This is a genomic window from Mesorhizobium sp. M1322, assembly GCF_040318085.1.
In the GTDB taxonomy this organism is placed as follows: domain Bacteria; phylum Pseudomonadota; class Alphaproteobacteria; order Rhizobiales; family Rhizobiaceae; genus Mesorhizobium.
This window is the reverse complement of sequence record NZ_JAMYLP010000013.1, coordinates 1-25,691: the sequence shown is the minus strand read 5'-3', so window position 1 is coordinate 25,691 and position 25,691 is coordinate 1. Positions and strand designations below refer to the sequence as shown.

Sequence of the window (25,691 nt, the reverse complement as noted above, 5' to 3'; positions counted from 1 at the left end):
GGATCGTGCAGTCTCGCACGGTGCCCAGATGCCGGCCAACGCACAAACCCGGCAATCTGTGCCCCCGGTTCGTCGTCAGTTTGGCCTCCCTCACGATTTCCCAATCCCCACCACGTGCACGCTCGAGCAATGTGAGGGAGCGCAGTTACAACGATTTACCTTCGGATCAGACCGCGAATTTCATGGTCAGCCAAGTCGAGCCATGATTTCGGATTGAATGGTCGTCGCGGTGTATAGGGAAGCATCTAGCGGCAGATTCCCAAATGCCAGCTGACAAAGAAGGTAGTTAGCACCTGCCTCTTCCAACTGACTGAGCAGAGCTTCTCGCACAGACGCTGCTGATCCTACCACGCACAATTCACTCTCGACTGCCGCATCGAAGGTCAGCGGCAGGTTGGGTGGAGTGGGGATAGCGTTAAGCTCGTAAAGGAATTGGAAGCTCTTGAGCCATCTTTCGTAAGCAGGTGCCGCGAGCGAATAGGCATGTGTGTCACAACGCCCAACCACGACCATGCGGAGCAATCCAATAAATGGCGCTCGATCGCCCGCGCCAGTGTTGTCCTCTTGATAGGCGCGGAACGCATCAGTAGTTTTGCGAACAGAAGAGGAAGGTCCTACACACGCGATATTTGCTCCATTCGCAGCGGCCCAGGCTGCGGACTCGGGTCGATTGGCGGCGACCCATGTCGGCGGATGTGGACGCTGATGAGGTCTTAGCGTCAAAGGAACGTCATTGAGCTCAAAATGGCGGCCTTGATAGCACAGCGTGCCAACCTTCATGGCATTAACAAGTATTTCAACAAGAATTTCGCTGGCTTCCGCATAGCGGCCCGGCACCGCGTCCGCACCAATCCCGAAGTAACCCAATTCGATCGGGAGAGCACCGCGCCCTATGCCCAGTTCGAGCCTGCCACCGCTCAACTGGTCCAGCATACAGATCTCTTCGAACGCACGCAGCGGATGATAAAGCGCAAGCAGCATCACCAAGGGTCCGAGACGCAGGCGCCGGGTGCGCTGGGCGACGCTCGATAAGAACAGATTCGGCGATGGACCTCTCCCATGGGGGGTACAGTGGTGCTCTGCGAGATGATAGGCATAGAACCCTAGCTGATCGCACGCCTCTGCTAATATCAGGCGATCTTCGTACTGCCGGGCGATATCGAGGCCGTCCTCGTCCAGATGATCGAAGATGCCGAAGGCTAGGTTTGAAGGAAAGACGTTTGTCACTCGATATTGTCCCCGATTTTAAAGAAAAATGTTGTCGTGCTTGGGTGACCAAGCAAGTCTAAAGATAGCAATGTGTGATATCGGATTAGCGTCAGCGTACCGAACGAGCAGAGCCTGACGCTCCCCTCCCCGTGGTGCTTGGTATGTTTAAGCTTCCAACTATATCGCGAGCGGCAGCAAGAAATGCATCCAATTGCTCTTTTGTGCCGATGCTGACGCGGATGCAATGTTCCAAACCATTGTCCGGAAAGTAGGCAACGAGTATCTTTTGCCTTTCCAAGGCTGCTTGCCACCATGAGCCGTCCTGTCCCGCTGGCACACGGGCTAGCAAGAAATTTGCGTGGGAGGGCGTTACGGAAAATCCAAGTTGCGACAGTGCGGCTGTCACTCGCTGTCGTTCATGTCTGATGTGCTTGTGGTTCTCTGCGTAGGCGCCGCGATGCGCAAGCACGCTGATACCAACCGCATGCCCGATCACGTTCATGTTGAAGACGTTCTGGATGTTGCGCAGCCTGCCAATAATCTCAGGGTGACCGAAACCGAAACCGACGCGAATGCCGGCGGCGGCATAGCTCTTCGAAAATGTTCTCAAGATCAGAAGGTTCGAATAACGGTTGATGAGGCGCAGCCCGTGATCGGGTGCAAAGTCGACGTAGGCCTCATCAAGGACGACCAGGCGATCCGATTGTGCCACGAGGCGTTCGATATTGCTTATCGAGAGGAATGTTCCGGTCGGATTGTTTGGATTGGCCACCAGAATGAACTTGGCGTCTTTTGCCGGACCGGAAAGCAATTGCTCCATTGGGAGCGAATGAGTTTGACATCCGATCTCGAGAAACTCAGCACCATGCAACATGGCAAGTTTGCGGTTGAACGAAAACCCTGGCGATATCATCGCCACCTTGTCGCCAGGGGCGAGGAAAGCTCTGTAGATGAGTCCGAGCAGTTCAGACGACCCGTTGCCTGCGATGACCTGATCCGTGGATACGCCATAGGTATTGGACGCTGCTTCCCTCAAGCTGATGTTATCGTCGTCCGGATACAGATACTGGCGCTGGAGGGCCGCCACTGCACTTTGCATTATGATTGGCGGCAACGGAAACGGGTTCTCATTCGTATTCAGCTTGACAAAACTTTTGTCCGGCGCTGGTCCGTTGGACGGCAGAGCATCTAACTGCCGCGTCCCTTGCGGAAGAGACGAAAGCACAGCTTGCAGTTTTGCATCGGACATATTTTATCTCCGTTTCAGTCGCACAGGGGCATCCGTATGAGCTCGCAACGAGAGCAACATGGCGGACGGATTGACGATGGCAGCGTCGCCTTTCACAAGATGGTCGCAACGCCGGCTGCCACGGGAATTCGGCCAGGCTGTCCTCGGTCGGATCGACTTGACGCGGACGCGGATCTGCATCCCTGCGCGGGCCAAGCCGCTAAGCGGTCTCAGCTAATCCGCCTGAGTCAAGCTTTCACAGACGCTTGACCTCGATGCCGTATTTCCTCAGCACGTAGCCAATCTGGCGCGGGGTCAGTCCAAGCAGGCGCGCCGCCTTTGCCTGCACCCAGCCACATCTTTCCATGGCAGCAATGACGCGCTCGGCGTCGGTGGTCCTCGCGCCCAATGAGTGGGTTGCTCCGGCAGGCGGGACTGGGGTGGCGGCCGAACGAGCGGCCGCATCCGGCGGCGTGGCCGGATTCACTGCCTCTGGGAGGATTGGCGCTGGTTGCAGCGCGGCCTTGCCCGATCTGCTCTTCCGCAGCGCCTCGGCAAAGCATTGGTCGTGGGAGCACGCAAAGTCGTTTCTCCCGATTGATCGTCCCTCCGCCAGGATCGCTGTCCGGTGCACGCAATTTTCAAGCTCGCGAATGTTGCCGGGAAATTCACATTTCATCAGTACTTCAATCGCACGCGCATCGAAGGTCAGCGTACGGCCGTTCTCATCGTTGAAATTCTTGAGAAACTCAGCTGCGAGGAGCGGAATATCGCTGCGCCTTTGGCGTAATGCCGGCACCAGCAAGGGAACCACGTTGATGCGATAATATAGGTCGGCGCGGAACTCATTCCTTGCAACCGCCTCTTCAAGGTTCCTGTTCGTGGCGGCAATCACGCGAACGTCGACCTTGATGGTCTGGTTGCTGCCGACGCGCTCAAACTCCTGCTCCTGCAGCACGCGCAGTAGCTTTGCCTGGAAGGAGGCCGAGATCTCGCCGATCTCATCCAGAAACAACGTCCCCTTGTCGGCGAGCTCAAAGCGACCCTTGCGGGAATTGAACGCGCTTGTGAAGGCACCCTTCTCATGACCGAACAATTCGGATTCCAGGACTGTCTCTGGCAGCGCTGCACAATTGAGTTTGATGAAGGGCCGCTTGGCGCGCGGCGACAACTCGTGAATTGCCTTGGCGACCAGCTCCTTCCCGGTACCGGATTCGCCTCGCAACAGAACCGTGGTCTTTGCCTTAGCTACCACTGCGATCTTCTCGAGCAGCGCGCTTAGCGCCGGACTATCGCCAATCATCCCCTTGACGTGAACCTTCTTGCGCTGCGGTGCAGGGTGCTTGACATCAGAGAATTGCGTTTGCAGCCGATCTTCCACCTCTGTCGGTCGTTCGCGGTCGCCCGCGGAGAAGCGGTGCAACTTGACTGTCTGTCCCACCATGTTGGCGATCATGGTGAGCAGCCGGACATCATAATCGAGCCGATACGTTGACCTGCTGTCCAAGGCGCGGTCGATAGTCAGCGTGCCTACGGCGTTCCCATCAACACGAATAGGAACGCCGATGAACGACACGGGGTCGGAGGCCCCAAGCACCTCTATGTCAGCGGCAGTGAAGGCCGAATGCACCGCCATGTTCTCGGCGACGAGCGGCGTGTCCGTCGTCACAATCCGATCGATTGCCTTGCGCGGCAGACGCATCCGGGAGCGCTCATCGCTGTTCTCGTCGCAGCCGGTGACTACGGTGATGTCCAGTATGCCCTCAGCGTCGAAGAGAGCGATGAAGCCGTGCCGCATCTGCACAAACGAGGGCAGGAGATCGACGACCTTGGCCAACGTGACTTCGAGCCGGGCGGGGTCGGTGAGTACTTTCGATATTTCGAAGATGCCGGTAAGCGCGTGCTCGTGCGATGGCACAAAAGGGACCGCGGTGTTCGTCTCGGACTTTGGGTAAGCCCTTTTCGCATCCGGAAGCGAAATGCGGCACTCGCTGGCATTTTGTTCTGATTTGGGAATGTTGTGGTGCATGTGATCCTCGATCTCGCGCCATGAAATGCATGCCGGCGGCATGTGCGCCCGCGACGTCGCGGGCAAGCGCGAAAATGCTCTGACGTGAACTCGTGCCACCGCCGTGTGGTCGAGTACAAAGCGGGTCGACCCCTGACGCATCGCTTGGCTCTCCCTCCACGAAGCTTGGCCACGTTCTCGGCTTGCACGGGGGCAACCACACGTTGATTTTCAAAAGACTGGAGCGAGGCGGGATAGTCAATCGAGCTTTCTTTCATTCGTGAAAGGAAACCTCGCGGCCTATGATAGAATTCATCAGTTCTAATTTTTGTCGGCGATGTTGAACGACAGAAATACGGCGCCGGCGATGCGGTGCCCGAGCGGCTGACCGCGCCGAGTATAAATTGCCGGGCCGTGCCATTCACCAGCGCCTGTGAACCAGGGGCGGGAGCGATAATCACTGCCGACGACACTGGTCGGTCGCGGCAACCGCCATTTCCGATATTGATGACGCAGATAAGGCGGCGGCGGCGCATGTGAAGGCGCGAAGCTGGCGGTCGAGCGCGGCTTTCTCGGCGGTGCTCGGAACTTCTGAACCGCATCGTCGCGGTCAGCACCAGCGGCGTCAATCCCTACGTCTCGACGTCGCTTTCAAGCTGTCGCTGCAGCGGCAGCGCGGCAAAGAACACGGCAATTCTCCGCTCTGGTGCCAGCGATGCGGCCCTTCCCAAAGTCGGCAAACCGAGGAGCCCACCACGATGTGCAGCAAAACCGCAAGCCAGAGAGATCGACCGGCAATCTGCCGGAGAACATCAAGCGCGTGCTGGACGGCGGCCTTGTCATTCCCGTCTTGTGCCACCGCATTCATCCCATCATTGGCGAGCCCAACGTCAGTTCAGGTCATGCGGATCCATTTGGCATGGGTATTGCGGCGGCGTTGGTGCAGCGTTCGACCGGAGCGCCGCGATAGGGAGAAGCCCGGGAGAAGTCACGCCACCTCGATCCGGTCAGGGAGAGAGAAACAGTGTCAGCTGCACAAGTCCGCGGCGCGAGTCCCGCGCCCCGCAAACCCTTCTATGCCAAGCTTTACGCGCAGGTGCTTGCCGCCATCGCCCTCGGCGTCGCAATTGGCTATTTCTATCCGGGAACCGGCGAGAGCCTGAAGCCGCTGGGTGATGCCTTCATCAAGCTGGTCAAGATGATCATCGCGCCTGTCATCTTCCTGACAATTGCGACCGGCATTGCCGGCATGAACGATCTTCACAAGGTCGGCCGGGTCGCCGGCAAGGCAATGGTCTATTTCCTCACCTTCTCGACGCTCGCGCTGATCGTCGGCCTGATCGTCGCCAATGTCGTCCAGCCTGGCGCCGGCCTCAACATCGATCCGGCCTCGCTCGATGTCCAGGCCGTGAATACCTATGCCGCAAAGGCCCACGAGCAGTCGGTCACCGGCTTCCTGATGAACATCATCCCGCCAACGATAGTCGGCGCCTTCGCGGAAGGCGACATCCTGCAGGTGCTGTTCTTCTCGGTTCTGTTCGGCATGGCGCTCGCGATGGCCGGAGAGACGGGCAAGCCTGTCGTTTCCTTCCTTCAGGCGCTCATCGCGCCTGTCTTCAAGCTCGTCGGCATTCTGATGAAAGCCGCGCCGATCGGCGCTTTCGGCGCAATGGCCTTCACCATCGGCAGATATGGCATCGGTTCGGTCGTCAACCTCGCGATGCTGGTCGCGACGTTCTATTTCACCGCCTTCCTCTTCGTGTTCGGGGTTCTCGGCGCGGTCTGCCGCTACAACGGCTTTTCGATCTGTTCTCTCATTCGCTACATCAAGGAAGAGCTGCTGCTTGTCCTCGCAACGTCCTCCTCGGAGGCCGCGCTCCCCTCGCTCATGCAGAAGATGGAGAAGGCGGGCGCCAGGCGTTCGGTTGTGGGTCTCGTCATCCCGGCCGGATATTCGTTCAATCTGGACGGCACGAATATCTACATGACCCTGGCGGCCCTCTTCATCGCGCAGGCGACGAACACGGATCTGTCAATCGGCGATCAGGTGCTGCTGCTGCTCGTTGCGATGCTTTCCTCCAAGGGCGCTGCAGGTGTAACAGGTGCGGGCTTCATCACCCTGGCTGCTACGCTCGCCGTAGTTCCGAGTGTTCCCGTTGCTGGGATGGCACTGATACTCGGCATCGACCGCTTCATGTCCGAATGCCGGGCGCTGACGAATTGCGTCGGCAACGCAGTGGCATCCCTCGTCGTTGCCCGCTGGGAAGGAGAATTGGACCGAGCGCAGATGAAAGCCGCCTTCTGCGGTCATCAGCTTGCCGAGGCATCAAACCGGCTATCCTCCGCCGAGTAAGGGCGACGCACCGCGACCGGTTTCGCCAAGCTGGTCACATGACCTGAACGATCGACTCGCAGGCTCTAAACGGCGCCTCACGGACCATGTATCAGAAGCGCTAAATGTGTGAGTGCAAATCGTCGCCGCCCTAAGCGAATGAACCTTCCGTTATACCCGGCCGGTCTACGTCTGGAGTAGTCCAATACGCTGTCGATCATTCAGTATGCGGGCGTCTTCACTTTGCCCACCCGAAACCATTGTCGAATCGCGCTAGGTGACAGAGAGCCAGCCTGCGTCAAAAACCAATCAGAATAGGACCCATGACCAAGCGCCCCACAATTGCCGATCTCGCCCGCGAAGCCCGAGTCAGCGTAGCAACGGTCGATCGGGTTCTGAACGCCCGCCATCCGGTGCGCGAGGAGACCGCGCGGCGGGTCCACGACGCCGCCCACGCGATCGGCTATCATGCTGCCGGGCTCATCAAGCAGCGCTTGCGGCGAGACCTACCGTGCTACCGTCTGGGCTTCATCTTGAGAAAACCGGCCCAGCATTTCTACCAAGACTTTGCGCGCGAGGTCGAAGCGTCGGTCAATTTGGCCCAGTCCTTCCACGGCATTCCGCTCATCCAATTCGCCCCGTCACATATGCCGAGCGACCTAATCGCACCGCTCAAGGATTTGGGCGCACGCTGCCATGCGATCGCGATGGTGGCACCGGACCACCCAAAAATTACAGCAGCGGTTGAGGACCTCAAGGCCAAAGGCATTCCGGTTTTCTCGCTGCTTTCCGACTTCGCCGCCGGCGTGCGACAGGGCTATATCGGCCTCAACAACCGCAAGGTGGGGCGCACGGCCGCTTGGATGGTGTCCAAGGTCGCAAAACGGCCCGGCAAGGTGGCGGTGTTTGTCGGTAGCCATCGTTTCCAGGGGCACGAGCTCCGTGACGTCGGCTTTCGCTCCTATTGCCGTGAGAACGCGCCGACGTTCGAGGTGCTCGATCCGCTTGTGAACCTGGAGAAACGGCAGGTCACCTACGAGGCAACGCTTGATCTCATGCAGCGGGAACCCGAGCTCGTCGGCTTCTATGTCGCCGGGGGCGGCATGGAGGGCGCCATCTCCGCGGTCCGGGAAGAGGGTAAAAGTCGCGATCTCGTCGCGATCGTGAATGAAATCACGCCGGAATCTCGGGCGGCACTCGCTGATAACATCATCACGATGGCGGTCGCCACGCCAATGCGCCGGCTTTCCCAGGAGCTGATAACGCTGATGACGCGGGCTATCGAGACCGGCACTGCTGAAACACCAGGACAGACATTTCTGCCGTTCGACATTCATCTGCCGGAAAATATATGAAACTGATGGCTTCTATCGTAAGCGGGGAAGTTTCCTTTCATAAATGAGAGAAAGTTGATTGATGATCCCATCCACGCGGGGTAGCCGCACCCCACAGGCCTCAGCCGCGGCCCAGGATGAAGCGCCAATTGGTGAACGGATCGGCCACGCGTTCAGGCGGAAGCGCGAGGTAAATTGCCTACTGAGTGGGGCTAGACATCTTCTGGGACTTCGCACGCGAAATCGGAGGCGGCAGTCAACTCAGCACCAACCCGGGCATGTGTTCTGCTCGTTCGTGGCCCTCGTACTCAGCAAGGAACTGCGCCGCTCTGCCGAGCCAAAGGCCTGACGCCCGAATGGCAACCGCTCCTACGCGATCGCGACCGCCTCCGCCCGAGACGCTCAATAGCTTTCAAGCAAAGGCGCCAGGCGAGATGCCTCCTGCAACATCATTTCCCGCATCCACAGGCTTGCCGGATCGGTATTGTGAAGCGCGGGCCATTGGACGGCCTCCGTGAATGCGGGATGAGGAAGTGGCGGCGGAAGTCCGACAATCCGCAGGGGTGTTGTTTTTGCGAAATGCTGCGCCAGCCGTAAGGGCATGGTCCCGATGCGGTTGGTGCCTGATATGACGGGCGCGATCAGGCTAAAGCCCTGTACGACGACCTCGATACGTCTCTCGAAACCGTGCTCGAGCAAATACCACTCCTCCATGGTGGGCTGCCGGGTGTGCCTGAATTTGAGCACGACATGCCCCATCGACAAGTATCGCTCGAATGTAAGTGGCTCTGACAGCTGCTTGTTCGTGCCGCAGCCTACGCATACGAGCATATCTTCGAACAGGGCTGCGCGAGGATGTTTCGACATGAACACTTCCGGCATAATCAGAAAATCAACGTCGCCGCGCCGGAGAAGCTCCTCGGGGTCGTCGCAAATAGGCAGACATTCGAAGCGGACGGCGGGAGCTTCCCGCGCAGTACGCTCTACGATCCTCTTAAAAAGCACGAGCGTGAGGTAATCGGAAAGCATGATTCGGAAGAGACGATCCGATTGGGCTGGGTTAAAGGCGTCGGAGGAAATAATCGATAGCTGGATGTGCAGCAATGCGTCCCGGACTGCTGGGGCAAGCCCCTCCGCGCGCGGTGTCAAAATGAGCTCGCGGCCGTTCATCGTAAATAGCTCATTACTGAAGTAGGCGCGTAACCGAGCGACGGCGGCGCTCATGGCCGGCTGGCTCAGGTTAATACTGTTGGCCGCGGCAGTGACTTTACGCTCCCTGATCAGAGCGTCCAGCACAACGAGGAGATTCAGATCCAGCCCCTTAAACCGCATATCCTGATCTATCCAGCGTGTGGATGGGCATCATCTAAACAATCAATTTTACGAATTTACGAACCATGCATTAGAGGAACGTAAATGACCGACGTCAAGCTCAAATCGACGGCGCCGCCACACGGGCGGGAACATCGAGAGAGCTCATTGGCGAGCCCCCACCGGCTGGCTCACCGTCGCTAACGACAACGGTTGAGTGCAGCCAACAACGCCGCCGCTTTGGCCGGGTAATGCGGCCCGCAAGAAACTATTTTGAAGAGAGGTCCTGAATGCGCCCTCAGGTGCAGTGGAAATTGTGCTGGGAAAACGAGTTGCAGCTCTCGGATCACGTCGAGCTCGCCCAGTTCTTTCGTAATACCTACGGGCCGACTGGGGCGTCCAACGCAGAACCGTTCGAAGGTAGTCGAAGCTGGGCCGGAGCCAGGCCTGAACTCCGCGCAATCGCCTATGATTCGAGCGGTGTAGCGGCTCACATGGGCATACTGCGCCGTTTCATCAAGGTTGACGCGGTCGATCTGTTGGTGGCTGAGCTGGGCCTGTACGGGGTACGTCCGGATCTTGAGGGTCTCGGAATCGCCCATTCAATCCATGTCATGCTTCCAATACTGCAGGAGCTTGGCGTTCCATTCGCTTTCGGAACCGTCCGGGACGCGCTGCGGAATCATGTTGAGAGGTTCGGGCGGCGATACAGCCCTTTGGCCGTTTTGTCGGGAATTCGCGTGCGCTCCACCCGACCAGAGGCGCGCCTCGACCTGCCGCCCACACGCATCGATGACGCACTCACCATTGTTCTGGCAGTTGGACGGCCGATCAGCGAATGGCCCACGGGCACGATGATCGATCGGAACGGACCAGAGCTATGAGCCGTCCCGATTGCTTGTACGAAGTGCGCCGTGAGTGCTCTGACGGCACCGGCCGTCGCAGCGTTTATCTGACGTTTGACGACGGTCCCAATCCACTTTTCACACCGGAGATTCTGGATGTGTTGGCAGAGCAGCGGGTGCCGGCGACTTTCTTCGTCATCGGCGCCTACGCCTTAGAGCACCCGGATCTAATCCAACGAATGTTTGCAGAAGGGCACGAGCTAGGCAACCACACGATGACTCATCCGGATCTGTACAAATGCGGCTTCGGCGAAGTGCAACGTGAGATCTTTGAAGCGAACGGCGCCATCATGAGGGCGTGCCCTCAGGCCTCGGTGCGCTATATTCGCGCGCCCTACGGCGCCTGGAGCGAAGAAGTCTTCACAGCGTCACAGATCGCCGGGCTGACGGCCCTCCATTGGTCCGTCGACCCTCGAGATTGGTCTCGCCCCGGGGTCGACGCGATTATCGATACCGTGCTCGCCTCTGTCCGGCCGGGCGCAATCGTACTCTTGCATGACGGATGCCCTCCCGGCGAGTTGAGCCAGGGCGCTCACGCCGGTCTGCGCGACCAGACGGTCACGGCGCTGTCCCGTCTGATTCCAGCACTTCATGAGCGCGGATTTGTAATCCGCTCACTTCCTCAACATCACTGAACAAACGAGATCCCATGACTCTTCTTGGTACAACCAGCACTGTGGCCATTTCGCTTTATGCACTGCTCTCGACTGCTTATAAGAGCATGCAGGGGATTTATGCTCTGCCGACAAACGACTCATCGGCGTTGGAGGATCTCGTCGGCTCCGATCAACTGCCCAGCGTGGATGTCATCGTCCCCTGCTTCAACGAGGATCCGCGCACGCTTTCAGAGTGCCTGGCGTCCATTGCAGACCAAGAATACGCCGGAAGACTTCGGGTCTATGTGGTTGATGACGGTTCTGGAAATCGCGAAGCCGTAGGAACTGTCCACGAAACCTACGCGCGCGACCCTAGGTTCGACATCATTTTGCTTCCCGAGAATGTTGGAAAGCGCAAGGCGCAGATCGCCGCGATACGCCGCTCATCCGGGGATTTGGTGCTTAACGTTGATTCAGACACGATACTCGCGTCCGACGTCATCACCAAGCTTGTACCGAAGATGCGAGATCCAGCGGTCGGCGCAGTCATGGGTCAGTTGATTGCCAGTAACCGGAGCGAGAGCTGGCTGACAAGGCTGATAGACATGGAGTACTGGCTGGCTTGCAACGAGGAGCGCGCGGCACAGGCTCGCTTCGGTGCCGTTATGTGCTGTTGCGGCCCATGTGCCATGTACCGCCGGTCTGCGCTCCTTTTGTTACTGGACCAGTACGAGTCGCAATTTTTTCGGGGCAAGCCAAGCGACTTCGGGGAGGATCGCCATCTCACTATCCTCATGCTGAAAGCAGGCTTTCGAACCGAGTACGTTCCGGGCGCCATCGCGGCCACAGTCGTTCCGAACAGACTCGGACCGTATCTGCGCCAACAACTCCGTTGGGCACGAAGCACATTCCGGGACACGCTGCTTGGGCTGCGCTTGCTGCCCGGCCTCAATAGCTATCTCACGTTGGACGTGGTCGGACAGAATCTCGGGCCGCTACTCCTCGCCCTATCGGTACTAACGGGCCTCGCACATTTCGCACTGACAGGCACTGTGCCTTGGTGGACAGGACTGATGATTGTGTCCATGACCATGCTCCGATGCAGCGTGGTAGCATTTCGTGCTCGACAGTTTCGATTTCTGGGCTTTTCCCTGCACACGTTCATCAACATCTTTCTCTTACTTCCTTTGAAGGCCTACGCGCTGTGTACATTGAGCAATAGCGATTGGCTGTCGCGAAGCTCTGCTGTCGCTACATCGAACACTGGGGGAAAACAGACCCCCACCCAAACTCCGATCACTGGATCAAGCAGGGCAGAATTCTCACCGCATGCGGCTCCGCTTCGCAGGCTCAATCTTGTGCGGATTCTTCGGGATTAGCGCTGTCGAGCAACATCTGCGGCGACGAGTGATCGCTAATTACCGAGGTGGACGAGAGGTGGACGAGTTTGACCCAGAACATGAATCATCAGTTGCTCGATCGGGAATTGGCCGCAGACGATCCGTGGCGCCTCGACGGCAATCCGTTCGAGCGGGAGCGCCACACGCAAATGCTCCAGCTCGCGCTTGCCCAAGGCTCCATTACAAATGCCCTCGAAGTCGGGTGCGCTGCCGGCGCATTCACGGAAAAACTAGCTCCCAACTGCCAAGGGCTCACCGTCATCGATGTGGTGGCGCAAGCGATTGCTCGAGCACGTCAACGGATAAAGGAGCCGTCGCGCATCAACTGGATAGTCTCCGATGTTCAACAGTTTTCGACCGACGAGTTGTTTGACCTGATCGTTGTGGCGGAGGTCCTATACTACCTCGAAGGCATAGCCGAGATGCGCGCGGCCGTCAAAAACCTGGTGCGGGTGCTTGCGCCAGGCGGGCATCTGATCTTCGGATCGGCAAGGGATGCTAATTGCCGTCGCTGGGGTCACGCCGCTGGTGCTGAGCCGGTCATCGCCATGCTGAACGAAACGTTGATCGAGGTAGAGCGTCTTGAGTGTCGGGGCGAGTCGGTCAACGAAGACTGCTTGCTCGTCCGTTTCCGGAACCCGCTTTCCGCTTCCTGATCAATCGAATCTATCGCCGTTAACGTGGAGACACTATGCGCATCTCTGGTACCAAGCTGACCCATGATGGGGCGATCGCCCTTGTCGAGGATGGACGGCTCGTCTTCTGCGTTGAGCAGGAAAAGCGGCACAACAATCCGCGTTATCAAACCATCGATAATCTCGACGCAATTGTCGCCGCTTTGGCGGAACAGGGGCTAAATCCTTGTGATGTCGATCAGTTCGTTATCGACGGCTGGGATGGCGAAGACGAGTCACAGTTTCAGGTCCGGCAGGCAACCAAGCAACCGCCAGTCTTGGCGTCCCTCGCGGTAAAATGAACCCATGTCCATGGTAGCGATCGATCTTACTGACGTAAGCAAAACTTATGACAAGCTCGTTGTCGACAGACTGTCGTTCCGCGTTGCGGCGGGGGAATGCTTCGGGCTCCTGGGACCGAACGGTGCGGGCAAAAGCACGATTGCGCGTATGGTCCTCGGCATGACATCGCCTGATGCGGGGAAGATTACTGTGCTCGGCGCTCCAGTGCCGGCGCGCGCGCGTTTGGCACGTATGCGCATCGGCGTGGTCCCGCAGTTCGACAATCTTGATACCGCGTTCACTGTACGCGAGAACCTGTTGGTGTTCGGGCGCTACTTCCGGATGAGCAGACGCCAGATCGAAGCGGTCATACCATCGCTGCTTGAGTTCGCCCGCCTCGAGAACAAAGCGGATGCGCGCGTCGCCGAACTGTCCGGCGGCATGAAGCGGCGCCTGACGCTCGCGCGTGCGCTGATCAATGACCCGCACTTGCTGGTGATGGACGAGCCGACCACCGGCCTCGATCCGCAGGCCCGCCACCTGATCTGGGAACGGCTGCGATCGCTGCTGGCGCGGGGCAAGACTATTCTTTTGACTACCCATTTCATGGAAGAGGCCGAGCGGCTGTGCGATCGGCTGTGCGTTATGGAGGAGGGGCGCAAGATCGCCGAAGGCCGCCCGTCCGCACTCATTGACGAGCAGATCGGCTGTGACGTGGTCGAGGTCTACGGCGGCAATCCGCATGAACTGGGTGCGCTGATCCGGCCGTACGCACAGCGCATCGAGGTGAGCGGTGAGACGCTTTTTTGCTATGCACCCGATCCGGAGCAGGTGCTGGTGCAGCTACGCGGGCGCGCGGGTCTGCGCCTTCTGCAGCGTCCCCCCAATCTCGAGGATGTGTTCTTGCGGCTAACCGGGCGCGAGATGGAGGACTGAACAATGGGCGAACGTTATGCGGCGGCCATGCCCGCCAATGCGTGGAATTGGGTCGCGGTTTGGCGCCGCAACTATCTTGGATGGAAGAAAATCGGGCTTGCATCGGTTCTCGGCAACCTCGCCGATCCGATGATCTATCTGTTCGGTCTCGGCTTTGGCATCGGAACAATGATAGGTCCTATTGAGGGCACTTCGTACATTGCGTTTCTCGCGGCTGGCATGGTTGCCACAAGCGCGATGGCATCGGCGACTGCTGAAACGGTTTACGGGAGTTTCGGCCGCATGGACAACCAGCGCACCTGGGAAGGAATGCTATGCACTCAGCTGACGCTCGGCGATATCTTACTCGGCGAATTGGCGTGGGCAGCCACCAAGGCCCTGATGGCGGGCACAGCAATCACTATTGTTGCCACCACGCTCGGCTACACATCGTGGCCATCCATCCTCTGCTTGCTGCCAGTCATCGCTCTCAGTGGCCTCGCCTTCGCGAGTCTAGCGATGGTCGTCACGGCGCTTGCGCCCAGTTATGAATATTTCATATTTTATAATACGCTTGTTATAACACCCATGCTGTTCCTTTGCGGCGCGATGTTTCCGGTCAACCAATTGCCCGGCGCTTTTCAGGACGTCGCCTCCTTGTTGCCGCTCGCACATGCAATTGACCTCATTCGTCCGGCGATGCTTGACCGTCCGGCCGGCAGCATGGGCCTGCATATCGGCGCGCTTTGCATATACACGGTTTTGCCGTTCTTCCTATCGGTTGCTCTATTTCGTCGTCGGCTGATGCGTTGACGCTACTCACCATTCGTAAAATTGATTCTTTGGGCGATACCCATCCACGCGTCGGATAGGTCAATACATGCGTTTTAAGGGACTCGATCTAAATCTCCTGGTTGTGCTGGACGCTTTGATCAGGGAGCGTAAAGTCACCGCCGCGGCCCGCAGTATTAACCTGAGTCAGCCGGCCATGAGCGCCGCCGTCGGTCGGTTACGCGCCTATTTCAGCGATGAGCTATTTACGATGAACGGCCGCGAACTCATTTTGACACCGCGCGCGGAGGGGCTCGCCACAGCAGTCCGGGAGGCATTGCTGCACATCCAGCTGTCGATTATTTCCTGGGACGCCTTTAACCCGGCCCGATCGGATCGTCGCTTCCGCATCATCCTTTCCGATTACCTCACGCTCGTATTTTTTAAGAAGATCGTAAAGCGTGCTGCGCGGGAAGCTCCCGCCGTCCGCTTCGAATGTCTGCTTATTTCCGACGACCCCGAGGAGCTTCTCCGGCGCGGCGACGTTGATTTTCTGATTATGCCGGAAGTGTTCATGTCGAAACATCCTCGCGCAGCCCTGTTCGAAGATATGCTCGTATGCGTAGGCTGCGGCACGAACAAGCAGCTGTCAGAGCCACTTACATTCGACCGATACTTGTCGATGGGGCAGGTTGTGCTTAAATTCGGGGACACCCGGCAGCCCTCCATCGAGGAATGGTATTTGCTCGAGAACGGTTTCGAGAGACGTATCGAGGTCGTCGTACAGGGCTTTAGCATGATCCCGCCCCTTCTATCAGGCACCAACCGCATCGGGACAATGCCCTTACGGCTGGCGCAGCATTTCGCAAAATTAACACCCCTGCGGATTGTCGAACTTCCGCCGCCACTTCCTGCCGCATTCACGGAGGCCGTCCAATGGCCTGCGCTTCACAATAATGATCCGGCAAGCCTATGGATGCGGGAAATGATGTTGCAGGAGGCATCTCGTATGATTACCCCGCCTAAGAGCACCGGACGTCTCAGTTGTCGGTCGAATTGAGAAACTGACCCCCTCGGTTATGAGAGGAGGAATGGATGGCGATTGGGATTGGGCGATTCCTGCATTGTCGAGAACGATGCAGGGAGAGCAGATCCTTCAGCATGAAGAGGTGGCAGCGATGCTGCGGCTGCATGAGCTTGGCTGGGGAATGAACCGACGGGCGAAAGAATTCGGGTGCGCGCGCAACACGGTGCCTCGGTATCTAAGCGAGGGCGGGACTGTTCCGTTTCGCAAGCCTGTGCGGCCGACCGCGTTTGACGGACTGGACCATTGGCTGCGGGAGCGCTTCTTCCCCCATGGCTCGGGCTGGATGACGATCTCGACCCGCTCCAGATGCGCCGGGAACGCCTTGCGCGGTCGCGCAGCACGTCGCGGCTCGCCTGTCGGTCTTGCGGCCTCGAGCTCGGACTCAATCGCGCCGAGCCCGGTCTGGATTTCGTCGAAGGCGAAGGCCTGCTGGTCACGTTCGAGCTTCTCGGAGCTGCGACCGAAGCGGCGCGCTCCAGCTGCTTGACGATCCCATGAAGGTCGGCGATCCGCTCCTGGGCAGGCTCGTTGAGTGTCGCCATCCGGACGATCTCGGCCTTGAGTGTTTCGCTCCGGAGTTGTTGCAGTTTGGCCTTCTCCGCCGCCATGGCGACGAACATCGCCTTGAGCGTATCGATTTCGTGGGGACGGGCCGAAGCGCTTCTCGTCATGACGCCGACAGAAGCTTATTGTGCACGGCCTGAAGCCCGCCTTTTGCGCCTGAGTCACTTCGCCACCGCCTTCCGGCCGGACGCCGTCGCCGTTCGGCTCGAACGCGTGTCCAGTCCATGCCTTCGACGAGCGCCATCAGTTTCGGCGCGGCAAGCCGATCACGCCGTTCTCCGCCAGCGGAACTTGTCCTCGTCCAGCGCTCAAGGTGCGGGTATGCCGGCGTCGAGCAAACAGAGAGACGTTTGGGGCCCAACCAGGACGGCCCCGTTACGAAGTGTTGTCCTGGTCCGGTTTGAGTGTCGAATCTTCAGATCGATTGCTTGGGCGACCAGCTTCCCGGCCGCCAGCGAGCCCGCAACTGCTCAGCAGAAGGGCGAAGTGAACGTGAGTGCATCCATCTCGTAAATGTGTGTCTATCCAAGCAATCGATTTCTCTAATTATCCGATGAGGAATATGAAACGCGTCAGGCAGGGTGCATCATTAGGAGTATTTTTGATGGCAAAGATTATCGAGGGTGGCCCGGATTCCGAAACACTCCTCGGCACCGAGCTTGAAGATTGGATGGAGGGTTTCCAGGGCAATGACTGGATTGACGGTCGTGCCGGCAACGACGAGATCTCGGCTGGCCAGGGCAGTGACCGAGCCATTGGCGGCAAGGGTAACGACCGCATCTTCGGCGGAGATGGCTGGGACGATCTCTCCGGCGACAACGGCCGCTTCAACGCGCGCATCTCCGGTGAGGACAATGACAGGCTCAGCGGCGGTCCCGGCCAGGATGTCCTCTACGTGGGTGACGGCCAGGATAGGTTGACCGGGGGCACCGACAATGACACGTTCGTGTTCCAGTTCCACAATCCGGTGCCTGGGGTCGACCCGAGTGTCGGGTCGAAGCCGGACATTACCACTATCACCGATTTCAACCCGGCGGAGGACAAGTTCGCCTTCGATGCGGTGGGCCTCTACAACGACGGTTTTGGCGCGAACTTCGTCAACAACGCCAGCATACAGTCCGGCTACCCGGTGAGCAGCTTCTACAGTGGTGCGGCCTCGGGTGCGAACGGCGAACACGTCGTGGTAATCACTGGCGAATCTTTCAACTCTGCTTCTGAAGCCGCGAGTGCGATCTCCGGCGAGCACGCCGGCGACATCATTGTCTACCAAAGCAGCTACACCGACAGAGTCGCAACTCTGGCCTATGTCACCGCCGACGACAGCGCGCATGAGTTCGCCCACCTGGGCGGTGTGGTCACCGTGGCCGACCTAGGCCTGACCGCGTCGGACTTCACCTTCGTTTGATCCAGAAAACCCATACGGAACAGCGCCCCGCCCCCCCTGGGCGGGCGCTTTCCGTTTCCGCTACTTGCGATGGGCCGGGGCGCCCGGGAGCAGTCGCAGCGTGTACAGCTTGACGAAGCCCTGCACGTCGCGCTGGTCGTACACCGAAATCTCCCTGAAGGCGTGGAGGCGGAAGCCTGTTCGGGCCCTTGCGGCCGGCCACGATGACGTTGCCCTTCCAAACCTTCAGCCGGACGGTGTTGTTGTTGACCCGCTCCATTAGATGCCAAACCAAACACATTCGGCGGGAGCACTGATCCTGAATCAGCGAGCGGATGCAGTCGGTTGCCGCTCGGGGAGCAATATAGGGAGCTGGGTCGCCAGATCCTCACGGAGACCTACGTGAGTAACCATTCCTTGAAGGATTCAGCTTTGAGACCTTTCCCTCTGACTTCCGCTATTTGGGGAATTCTGTTGATCAGCGGCGTGGTCAACGTGCTTGCGCTGATCTCGCCGCTGTTCATGCTTCAGGTCTACGACCGCGTTCTGGCAAGTGGCAGCGTATCGACGCTAGTGGGGCTCGTCGTGCTTGCTGCAGGGCTTTATGCGTTCCAATGCCTGCTCGACGTTTTGCGCGCCCGCGTGCTGCTGCGGATTGGCGAGCGTTTCGATGAACAGTTTTCCGGACGCGTTCACGATGCGATCGTTCGCCTTCCGCTTTTAACGCGCATGCCGGGCGACGGCTTGCAGCCGCTACGCGATCTCGACAATGTTCGCGGATTCTTAGGTGGAAACGGCCCGACAGCGTTCTTCGATCTGCCATGGATGCTGCTTTATCTTGGCATTTGCTTCCTCTTTCATTTCTGGATCGGCATGACGGCACTTATCGGAGCGATCGGTCTCACATCTCTGACACTCCTTACCAACACTCTCTCGCAAGGGCCGATACGCGATACCATTGACCACAACATGGTACGCAATGGTCTACTGGAAGCAGCGCGCCGCAATGCCGAGGTCGTGCAAGCTCTCGGTCTCGCAAAGCGGATCGCTGCCCGATGGCACAAGGCCAATGCCAAGTATCTGGCCGCCAACCGGAAAGTCGGGGACGTGGCAGGTGGGCTGGGTGGCATTTCAAAGTCGCTGCGCGTGCTGCTGCAATCGGCCATTCTTGCCGTCGGCGCGTACCTTGTCATCAGGCAGGAGACTACGGCCGGGGTCATGATTGCCAGTTCGATCACGATGGGGCGTGCGCTGGCTCCGGTCGATCTGGCCATTTCAAGCTGGAAACCCTTCCTCATGGCGCGCCAGGGTTGGGCGCGGCTGGAGGACCTCTTGGGAAAGGTTCCTGAAACCGCTCCTGTTATGCCAATGCCTGCACCTGAACGCGAACTCCGCCTCGAAGGCGTGACAATCGTTCCGCCCGGCGAAAGGAAGCCGACCGTGACCGGCCTTGCGTTTGCCGTTCAGGCGGGAAGCGCACTCGGGATCATCGGTGCATCGGGTTCGGGCAAGTCGACACTCTCGCGCGCCATCGTCGGCGCATGGGCGCCGGTCGCCGGAAAGGTTCGCATCGACAGCGCAAGCCTCGATCAATGGGACCGGGAAGCGCTAGGCCGTCATATCGGCTATTTGCCGCAAGGTGTTGAACTATTCGACGGCACCATTGCCGAAAACATCGCTCGTTTTGAAGACGATCCTGACCCTGAGGCTATTGTCGCCGCGGCGAAGGCAGCGGGCACGCACGAACTGATCCTCCGATTTGAGCACGGCTACGAAACTCCGATTGGTGAGGCCGGATCGGCACTTTCCGCCGGGCAGCGCCAGCGTATCGGTCTTGCCCGTGCTCTTTATCGAGACCCTTTCCTTGTTGTGCTGGATGAACCCAATGCCAATCTCGATGCGGAAGGCGAGGCTGCGGTCGTTAAGGCGATCGCCTCCGTGCGCGAGCGCAAGGGGATTGCGGTTGTCGTTGCCCATCGGCCGAGCGCCATCCGCGCCGTGGATTTGGTGTTGGTGATGGAAGGTGGACGGCAGCGAGCATTCGGTGCGCGTGATGAAGCGCTTTCCAAAGTCCTTAAGGGGGCAGCGATGGCATCAGGCGCTGGGGTCAAGGCCATCGAGTCTACACAGGATAACGAGCGCGCTGACATGGAGGATCCCGGTGTCCGGCATTCATCAGAACAATGACGTTTCCAGGTCCATTCGCCGGCACCTGGTGGCGGGCCTGCTGGCGAGCGTGATCTTTGTGGGAGGAGCCGGAGCCTGGGCGGCCTTCACGAATCTCTCCGGCGCGGTTGTTGCGTCCGGACACTTTGTCGTCGATTCCTATGTGAAGACGGTGCAGCACCCGACCGGCGGGGTGGTGGGAGAAATCCTGGTGAGCGAAGGTGATAAAGTAAAAGCCGGCGACATCCTCATGCGGCTCGACGCCACCCAGACGCGCGCCACTCTCGCTGTAGTCACCAAGCGGCTCGATGAGCTGGCCGCCAACCTGGCACGACTCGAAGCTGAGCGTGACGATCTGGCGGAGATCGCCTTCCCGGACTGGCTGCTCGCCCGCAGAGATGTTCCGGACGTAGCTTCGGCAGTACATGGCGAGACGCGGCTGTTCGAATTCCGCAGACAATCCCGCGATGGAAGGCAGGCGCAGCTAGCGGAACGCATCACTCAATATGAGCACGAGATCGAGGGGCTCAAGGCGCAGGAAATCGCTTGTGAGAAAAGCACCGAGATTCTCCAAAAGGAAATTGCTGCCTTGAGTGGGCTGCGCGACCAAGGCATTGTCTCGGACCAACGCTTGAACAGTCTGAAGACGCAGGTTGCCACTTTCGGCGGCGAACGCGGTGAGAAGATTGCACATCAGGCACAGACGGCAGCCCGCATAGCCGAAACGCGCCTGCAGATCCTGCAGATGGATCCGGATTTCAAGACGGAAGTCGGCCAGGAGCTCAGAGAGGTTCAGGCGCAGGTTGGGGAGTATGTTGAGCGCAAGGTGGCGGCTGAACAGGAACTGCGACGGATCGATATTGTCGCGCCGCAGTCAGGCGCCATTCAACAACTCGCAATTCATACGGTCGGAGGAGTGATCACGCCGGCCGATCCGATTATGCTAATCGTGCCGGAAGGCGACGATCTTGCGCTTGAAGCACGAATCACCCCGAAGGACATCGACCAAATCCAGCTTGGTCACAAGGCCGTGCTGCGGATGTCAGCCTTCAATCTGAGGACCACGCCGGTATTGAACGGATATGTCAGCCGGATCGCAGCCGATCTGGCGACGGACGAAAAAAACGGCGTTTCGTATTACCTGGTGCGTCTGTCGGTTCCGCATGCGGAACTGACGAAGCTCAAGGACCTGACGCTCGTGCCCGGCATGCCGGCCGAAGCGATGATCCAGACGGGCGAGCGTACGGCGCTTTCTTATTTTGTGAAGCCGCTGTCGGACCAAATCAGTCGCGCATTCCACGAGGAATGAAAGTAATCCACAGAAATATTTTGTTTGTATTCTTGTTGGTTGTTACGCATGCATGAGAGTCATAACCGTCTGAAACACAGCCATACTTTCCTCAGTTGGACCGCCTCTGACTCAGATTCGTGGTTCCGCGGTCATTTTGCCCTTCCAAGTCGCCGACCATTCAGTTCTTGGCCTCGAGCGCATTAAGATACCCATCATCGTACACAAAGGCTGGAAAAGAGTCCGGTGTCTTGAGCGATCCTAGGTCTGGAGACCTAGGGTGAGCCTGCAAGCACAGGGCCAGGACATGATTGAGCGTCTGCAATATTCGGACAGGTACATAGGAAGACAGGCAGGCGTCAAAAACGCGCTTTCAACGCGCTAAACCGATGCTACGCACCCCGAGCGTCTTGCCGCCCTCGCTCCCGCCGGTAGGAATCAATCGCGAGCAGGCTGCGACGTTCATCGGCGTAAGCTCAACGACCTTTGATGAAATGGTCCAGGACGGCCGGATGCCGCAGCCACGAATGCCGAGCAAAGGGCGCATTGTTTGGGACGTCGAGGAACTTGTATTGGCCTTTCGAAAGCTCCCTCACCGCCAAATCGGAGGAGCACCAAAGCTTGACGAAGATTCGCCGCCACTAGACAATCCTTGGGATCGAAAACCACGAACATGACGGATGAGCCCGTGAAAATCGATCTTAAGGGCGTAGTGAAGGACACTGATCGCCACGGCAATGATCGGTACTATTTTCGCGCACCGGGTCGGAAGAAGGTCCGGCTCCGTGAACCGACCGGCAGCGACGAGTTCCTCGAGGAACTGCGGTGCGCGCGCGCCGAGGTCACTTATGTTCGGCCCGGCACTCTTCCCGAGATTTGCCGGCGCCTCCCCAAGCCTTCCGAGCCCGCGAAGAAAGGCACGTTGCTGTGGCTTTGCCAGGAGTATTACCGTCGGGGCGGCACGGAAATCACCCAAGACACTATGGCGCGCCGACGAGCAATTCTGGAGCGCGTATGCGAATTACCTCATCCCCTCGAAGGTGACCCGGATCCTCAGTATCCCACCAAGGGATCTCTGCCATTCGCCGGTATGAAACGGTCTCATGTTAAGGAGATCAGGGACACCAGGCTCGACGCCCTTGGCGCGGCAAACAATATCGTAAAAGCCATCAGCGCGATGTTTGAGTGGGCAAAGGACACAGAGATTCCGGGCGTCGACTCCAATCCCGCCCGCGGCATCAGACGGCTAAAGAGCGGCGACGGCTGGCACCCATGGGACGTGTCGGAGATCGTTCAATATGAGAAGCGGCATCCGCTGGGTACCGCAGCCAGACGTGCGCTCTCGATCTTCATGTTTACTGGCCTGCGATTGTCCGACGTCGCGATCTTCGGTCGACAGCACATCACGCTCGTCTACAACGAGGAGACCGAGCAGTGGGAGAAGTGGATCAGAATTAAGCCTGGGAAGACCAGTCGTAACAAGGATGCGGTGTTGGTGGAGCTCCCGCTTCTGCCCGAACTAGAGGCGGAACTTGAGCACACGCCCTCCGACCAGATGACCTTCCTGGTCAATGAGTATGGTCGCCCGTTCTCGGAGAACGGTCTGGGCAACAAGATGCGCCAGTGGTGTGATCAAGCTGAGCTGCCGCACTGCAGTGCTCATGGAATTCGCAAGGCCGGCGCGACGATCGCCGCTGAGAACGGCGCGACGCACGAGCAACTGAAGGCGATATATGGGTGGACTACGTACCAGCAGCCCGACCACTACATCAAGAAAGCGCGTCGCCGCAAGGTAGCGAGAGCGGCGAAATACCTGCTGGTTATCGATCGAAAAGAGAACAAAATTGTCCCACTTTCTGAGGGGGTTGAAAGAGGTGGGACAAAAATCGCCAAAAAATCCAATTAAATCAACGGCGACAAAAGCCAATGGTGGGCCCGGAGGGACTCGAACCCCCAACCAAGCGGTTATGAGCCGCCGGCTCTAACCATTGAGCTACAGGCCCCACACGCGGCTGGATTAATGTTTTTCCCCGAATCGCACAAGGCTTTCCGAACTGGCTGGCCGAGATCGTCCCAAATCAGCCCATATTCAGACATTAGAGCGACGTGCGTCCACTTAGACGCGCAAAGTACGCTCTAACGCTTTGAATCTACGCATCGTGCTTTCCGAAATCGATTCCGATTCTTGGGGCGATGCGGTAGTCGACAAGCGCGACTGGATCGCAGACCGAGGAGATTTTTATGACCAGACATCTTTTGCCCTTGGCGCTCGCCGCCGCAATCGCGTTTCCGGCGATGGCCGGCGCGACCGATTCGCCGCCCCCGCCCCGTATCGTCGTCACCGGCGAAGGCGAAGCGACTGCGGCCCCCGATCTGGCGCTGCTGACGCTCAGCGTCATGCGCGAGGCAAAGACTGCGCGTGCCGCGCTCGATGCCAACAACGACGCCATGGCCTCCGTGATCGCCGCTATGAAGTCGGCTGGCATCAAGGAGCGCGACCTGCAGACAGCCGGCATCCAGATCAGCCCGCGCTACAACTACACTAACAAGCCGGACGGCAGCCAGGAAGCCGAACTCATCGCCTATCAGGTGACCAACACGCTTTCGGTGCGAATCCGCGATATCGACAAAACCGGCGAGATTCTCGACAAGGCGGTATCGCTCGGCGTCAACCAGGGCGGCGGCATCTCGTTTTCCAACGAGGATCCGGCTGCAACTCTCACCGAAGCCCGCAAGAAGGCGGTCGCCGACGCCATGGCCAAGGCAAAGACGCTGGCTGAAGCCGCCGGCGTCAGCATCGGACGGGTGCTGGAAATCACCGACCAGAACGTCGCGCCGCCGCCGATACCGATGAACGCCAAGGCCTTCGACGCGGCCCGCGAATCGGTTCCGGTACAGGCCGGCGAGAATTCCTACACGGTGCAGGTCACTGTCACTTTCGAGTTGAAGTGACCGCCGCCTGAGCGGTTCGGCCCTTGCTGCATCAAAAAACCCCGGAGGACTGACCCTCCGGGGTTTTTTTGAGCCGCACCCTTCCGTCATGGCGGAAAGGGGCTCCGCTACTCCAGACCGACCTTCGCAGAAGGTCGTGTCTCCGGACTGACCTTCGCAGAAGATCATGTCCCAAGCTGACCTTCGCAGAAGGTCATGCTGCCAAGCAGGCCGTTGCCGGTCGGCAACGTGCCGAACGTTTACCGGTAGATAACCGGGCAGCCGCGTTCATTGGCGAACACGATCACCACGCGGTCACCGTACTGGCGGCCCGCGACTTTCACCGAGCGGCGGCTGACGTCGATAATTCGGGCGCGGCGCAGACCCATGCGCTCTGCTTTATTGAGGGCACGGTTCGGCGAGCAGGACCGGCGCCAGTCGCGTTCGCGGCGGCGTTCGCGATAGAAACCATCGTCGTCGCCGGTATAGACGCCGACGCGCGGATCGTCGTTATTGCCGAAGCCGAGATAGATGCTGTCTGCCTGGGCAGTGGCGGGGATAGCGGCAAGCGTGCCGAGCCCGATAAGCGCCGAAAGGGCCGCCGTCTTGATCGTGTTGAACATTGTCTTCTCTCCTTGTTCAGTGCCTGTCTTGATCGAAACCGGTGGTCTTGATCGAACCGGTGTGTCTTGATCGAACTAATGTGTCTTGGTCGAACCGATGGGGAGGAGAATGCGCCTGCGTATCTGAATTTTTTTCGAACCAGCCGTTCATGTTGGGTTCATGTGGCAACAAGAGGTAATTTCGCAGTTTTCTCCGCTTTCCGGTTCCGAACGATCTTACCGGTTCTGAACAATCTAGCCGGTTTTGAGCAATCTGGATAGAAACGCCCTGTCGCGCAGCCGGTTCCGGGCCCTGGCTAGAGGCCCCCTAGGTGGTGTGGACTCTTAGGATTCCCTTTTTGACCGTAGCATGATTCAAGACTGCTTTTGGAGGCAGCCTTGGGTGTAATGGATCGGTTGATATTGAGTGACGCGGCGTGGGATAGGATGTCGCCGCTGATCATCGGGCGTCCTGATCAGAAGGGCTCGACGGGCCGCGATAATCGGATGTTCGTCGAGGCGGTCCTATGGATTGTGCGAACGGGCTCTCCCTGGCGCGATCTTCCCGATGTATTCGGCGATTGGAACAGCGTATTCCGCCGCTTCAGTCGGTGGAGCAGCAAGGGTATCTGGTGGCGCATCTTCGAGGCGATGTCCGATGATCCGGACTTCGAATATCTAATCATCGATTCCACCATCGTCCG

General features: G+C 58.7%; 21 protein-coding genes, 1 tRNA gene and 3 pseudogenes. 18 read left to right on the top strand and 7 right to left on the bottom strand.

Annotated features, from left to right (window positions below; translation table 11 throughout):
* Nucleotides 1-186: 186 nt before the first annotated feature.
* From NKH12_RS07600 to nifA, 3 genes are all read right to left on the bottom strand, one after another.
* Complete coding sequence (locus NKH12_RS07600; protein ID WP_023678254.1) at nucleotides 187-1,227, bottom strand: LLM class flavin-dependent oxidoreductase; 1,041 nt, start codon at nucleotides 1,225-1,227, stop codon at nucleotides 187-189.
* Between the two features lie 91 nt (nucleotides 1,228-1,318).
* Entirely contained in the window at nucleotides 1,319-2,458 is a 1,140-nt protein-coding gene (hisC, locus tag NKH12_RS07595; protein WP_352523374.1) for a histidinol-phosphate transaminase, read from the bottom strand.
* A gap of 235 nt (nucleotides 2,459-2,693) precedes the next feature.
* Entirely contained in the window at nucleotides 2,694-4,466 is a 1,773-nt protein-coding gene (nifA, locus tag NKH12_RS07590; RefSeq protein ID WP_352952604.1) for a nif-specific transcriptional activator NifA, read from the bottom strand.
* A gap of 739 nt (nucleotides 4,467-5,205) precedes the next feature.
* Here nifA and NKH12_RS07585 point away from each other — a divergent pair.
* The 3 genes from NKH12_RS07585 to NKH12_RS07575 all read left to right on the top strand — a co-directional run bounded on the left by NKH12_RS07585 (nucleotide 5,206) and on the right by NKH12_RS07575 (nucleotide 8,132).
* The gene (locus NKH12_RS07585; RefSeq protein ID WP_156937379.1) at nucleotides 5,206-5,415 is read left to right on the top strand and encodes a hypothetical protein; all 210 of its coding nucleotides are present in this window, start codon (nucleotides 5,206-5,208) and stop codon (nucleotides 5,413-5,415) included.
* A 54-nt stretch (nucleotides 5,416-5,469) separates the two neighbouring features.
* Nucleotides 5,470-6,798, top strand: a complete 1,329-nt coding sequence (locus NKH12_RS07580) for a dicarboxylate/amino acid:cation symporter (protein WP_023678259.1) — start codon at nucleotides 5,470-5,472, stop codon at nucleotides 6,796-6,798.
* A 302-nt stretch (nucleotides 6,799-7,100) separates the two neighbouring features.
* Nucleotides 7,101-8,132, top strand: a complete 1,032-nt coding sequence (locus tag NKH12_RS07575) for a LacI family DNA-binding transcriptional regulator (RefSeq protein ID WP_023678260.1) — start codon at nucleotides 7,101-7,103, stop codon at nucleotides 8,130-8,132.
* Between the two features lie 381 nt (nucleotides 8,133-8,513).
* Here NKH12_RS07575 and NKH12_RS07570 read toward each other — a convergent pair whose 3' ends face one another.
* Complete coding sequence (locus tag NKH12_RS07570) at nucleotides 8,514-9,443, bottom strand: LysR family transcriptional regulator (protein ID WP_352506788.1); 930 nt, start codon at nucleotides 9,441-9,443, stop codon at nucleotides 8,514-8,516.
* Between the two features lie 269 nt (nucleotides 9,444-9,712).
* Here NKH12_RS07570 and NKH12_RS07565 point away from each other — a divergent pair, with 269 nt between their 5' ends.
* The 9 genes and pseudogenes from NKH12_RS07565 to NKH12_RS07525 form a co-directional block, all read left to right on the top strand.
* Entirely contained in the window at nucleotides 9,713-10,306 is a 594-nt protein-coding gene (locus NKH12_RS07565; protein WP_352472404.1) for a NodA family N-acyltransferase, read from the top strand.
* Nucleotides 10,303-10,962 carry a chitooligosaccharide deacetylase NodB gene (gene nodB / locus NKH12_RS07560; protein WP_352457035.1) on the top strand — a complete coding sequence of 220 codons (660 nt, stop codon included), beginning with the start codon at nucleotides 10,303-10,305 and terminating at the stop codon, nucleotides 10,960-10,962. The genes NKH12_RS07565 and nodB overlap by 4 nt, the downstream gene beginning before the upstream one ends.
* A gap of 14 nt (nucleotides 10,963-10,976) precedes the next feature.
* The gene (gene nodC, locus NKH12_RS07555) at nucleotides 10,977-12,302 is read left to right on the top strand and encodes a chitooligosaccharide synthase NodC (protein ID WP_352952564.1); all 1,326 of its coding nucleotides are present in this window, start codon (nucleotides 10,977-10,979) and stop codon (nucleotides 12,300-12,302) included.
* Between the two features lie 80 nt (nucleotides 12,303-12,382).
* Nucleotides 12,383-12,979 (top strand): nodulation methyltransferase NodS, encoded by a 597-nt coding sequence (gene nodS / locus NKH12_RS07550; protein ID WP_352952603.1) that lies wholly within the window; start codon nucleotides 12,383-12,385, stop codon nucleotides 12,977-12,979.
* A gap of 35 nt (nucleotides 12,980-13,014) precedes the next feature.
* Nucleotides 13,015-13,260: pseudogene (locus NKH12_RS07545) on the top strand (carbamoyltransferase N-terminal domain-containing protein); the annotation flags it as partial.
* A gap of 43 nt (nucleotides 13,261-13,303) precedes the next feature.
* A complete protein-coding gene (gene nodI, locus NKH12_RS07540) occupies nucleotides 13,304-14,215 on the top strand; it encodes a nodulation factor ABC transporter ATP-binding protein NodI (RefSeq protein ID WP_023719311.1) in 912 nt (303 codons plus the stop codon).
* A 3-nt stretch (nucleotides 14,216-14,218) separates the two neighbouring features.
* Complete coding sequence (locus NKH12_RS07535) at nucleotides 14,219-15,007, top strand: ABC transporter permease (protein WP_352548201.1); 789 nt, start codon at nucleotides 14,219-14,221, stop codon at nucleotides 15,005-15,007.
* Between the two features lie 67 nt (nucleotides 15,008-15,074).
* Entirely contained in the window at nucleotides 15,075-16,025 is a 951-nt protein-coding gene (locus NKH12_RS07530) for a LysR family transcriptional regulator (RefSeq protein WP_352548199.1), read from the top strand.
* Between the two features lie 31 nt (nucleotides 16,026-16,056).
* A pseudogene (locus tag NKH12_RS07525) lies at nucleotides 16,057-16,323 on the top strand (hypothetical protein); the annotation flags it as partial.
* A gap of 77 nt (nucleotides 16,324-16,400) precedes the next feature.
* Here the strand turns inward: NKH12_RS07525 and NKH12_RS07520 are convergent.
* Nucleotides 16,401-16,781: pseudogene (locus NKH12_RS07520) on the bottom strand (transposase domain-containing protein); the annotation flags it as partial.
* A 439-nt stretch (nucleotides 16,782-17,220) separates the two neighbouring features.
* Between NKH12_RS07520 and NKH12_RS07515 the strand changes: the two are divergent.
* The 4 genes from NKH12_RS07515 to NKH12_RS07500 all read left to right on the top strand — a co-directional run bounded on the left by NKH12_RS07515 (nucleotide 17,221) and on the right by NKH12_RS07500 (nucleotide 23,360).
* Nucleotides 17,221-18,021: a M10 family metallopeptidase C-terminal domain-containing protein gene (locus NKH12_RS07515; RefSeq protein ID WP_352548198.1), complete on the top strand. Its 801-nt coding sequence runs from the start codon at nucleotides 17,221-17,223 to the stop codon at nucleotides 18,019-18,021.
* 396 nt (nucleotides 18,022-18,417) lie between these two features.
* Nucleotides 18,418-20,187: a type I secretion system permease/ATPase gene (locus tag NKH12_RS07510; protein ID WP_352952602.1), complete on the top strand. Its 1,770-nt coding sequence runs from the start codon at nucleotides 18,418-18,420 to the stop codon at nucleotides 20,185-20,187.
* Nucleotides 20,162-21,475, top strand: coding sequence for an HlyD family type I secretion periplasmic adaptor subunit (locus NKH12_RS07505; protein WP_352586905.1), 1,314 nt, complete (start codon nucleotides 20,162-20,164; stop codon nucleotides 21,473-21,475). Before NKH12_RS07510 ends, NKH12_RS07505 begins: the two co-directional genes overlap by 26 nt.
* A 667-nt stretch (nucleotides 21,476-22,142) precedes the next feature.
* The gene (locus tag NKH12_RS07500) at nucleotides 22,143-23,360 is read left to right on the top strand and encodes a tyrosine-type recombinase/integrase (protein WP_352503903.1); all 1,218 of its coding nucleotides are present in this window, start codon (nucleotides 22,143-22,145) and stop codon (nucleotides 23,358-23,360) included.
* A 21-nt stretch (nucleotides 23,361-23,381) separates the two neighbouring features.
* On the opposite strand, the gene NKH12_RS07495 is transcribed toward NKH12_RS07500, so the two are convergent.
* A tRNA-Ile gene (locus NKH12_RS07495) sits at nucleotides 23,382-23,457 on the bottom strand.
* Between the two features lie 238 nt (nucleotides 23,458-23,695).
* Here NKH12_RS07495 and NKH12_RS07490 point away from each other — a divergent pair.
* The gene (locus NKH12_RS07490) at nucleotides 23,696-24,406 is read left to right on the top strand and encodes an SIMPL domain-containing protein (protein WP_095491648.1); all 711 of its coding nucleotides are present in this window, start codon (nucleotides 23,696-23,698) and stop codon (nucleotides 24,404-24,406) included.
* Nucleotides 24,407-24,645: 239 nt separating this feature from the next.
* On the opposite strand, the gene NKH12_RS07485 is transcribed toward NKH12_RS07490, so the two are convergent.
* Entirely contained in the window at nucleotides 24,646-25,008 is a 363-nt protein-coding gene (locus NKH12_RS07485; protein ID WP_352952563.1) for a hypothetical protein, read from the bottom strand.
* A 378-nt stretch (nucleotides 25,009-25,386) separates the two neighbouring features.
* Between NKH12_RS07485 and NKH12_RS07480 the strand changes: the two genes are divergently transcribed.
* On the top strand, nucleotides 25,387-25,691 hold a 305-nt coding region (locus tag NKH12_RS07480; RefSeq protein WP_352952562.1), incomplete at its 3' end, for a transposase.

Bases quoted from the DNA above. Each gene is read 5' to 3' on its own strand.
- hisC (WP_352523374.1), bottom strand. From the start codon at position 2,458: ATGTCCGATGCAAAACTGCAAGCTGTGCTTTCGTCTCTTCCGCAAGGG.
- nifA (WP_352952604.1), bottom strand. From the start codon at position 4,466: ATGCACCACAACATTCCCAAATCAGAACAAAATGCCAGCGAGTGCCGC.
- NKH12_RS07575 (WP_023678260.1), top strand. From the start codon at position 7,101: ATGACCAAGCGCCCCACAATTGCCGATCTCGCCCGCGAAGCCCGAGTC.
- NKH12_RS07570 (WP_352506788.1), bottom strand. From the start codon at position 9,443: ATGCGGTTTAAGGGGCTGGATCTGAATCTCCTCGTTGTGCTGGACGCT.
- NKH12_RS07565 (WP_352472404.1), top strand. From the start codon at position 9,713: ATGCGCCCTCAGGTGCAGTGGAAATTGTGCTGGGAAAACGAGTTGCAG.
- nodB (WP_352457035.1), top strand. From the start codon at position 10,303: ATGAGCCGTCCCGATTGCTTGTACGAAGTGCGCCGTGAGTGCTCTGAC.
- nodC (WP_352952564.1), top strand. From the start codon at position 10,977: ATGACTCTTCTTGGTACAACCAGCACTGTGGCCATTTCGCTTTATGCA.
- nodS (WP_352952603.1), top strand. From the start codon at position 12,383: ATGAATCATCAGTTGCTCGATCGGGAATTGGCCGCAGACGATCCGTGG.
- nodI (WP_023719311.1), top strand. From the start codon at position 13,304: ATGTCCATGGTAGCGATCGATCTTACTGACGTAAGCAAAACTTATGAC.
- NKH12_RS07535 (WP_352548201.1), top strand. From the start codon at position 14,219: ATGGGCGAACGTTATGCGGCGGCCATGCCCGCCAATGCGTGGAATTGG.
- NKH12_RS07530 (WP_352548199.1), top strand. From the start codon at position 15,075: ATGCGTTTTAAGGGACTCGATCTAAATCTCCTGGTTGTGCTGGACGCT.
- NKH12_RS07515 (WP_352548198.1), top strand. From the start codon at position 17,221: ATGGCAAAGATTATCGAGGGTGGCCCGGATTCCGAAACACTCCTCGGC.
- NKH12_RS07490 (WP_095491648.1), top strand. From the start codon at position 23,696: ATGACCAGACATCTTTTGCCCTTGGCGCTCGCCGCCGCAATCGCGTTT.
- NKH12_RS07485 (WP_352952563.1), bottom strand. From the start codon at position 25,008: ATGTTCAACACGATCAAGACGGCGGCCCTTTCGGCGCTTATCGGGCTC.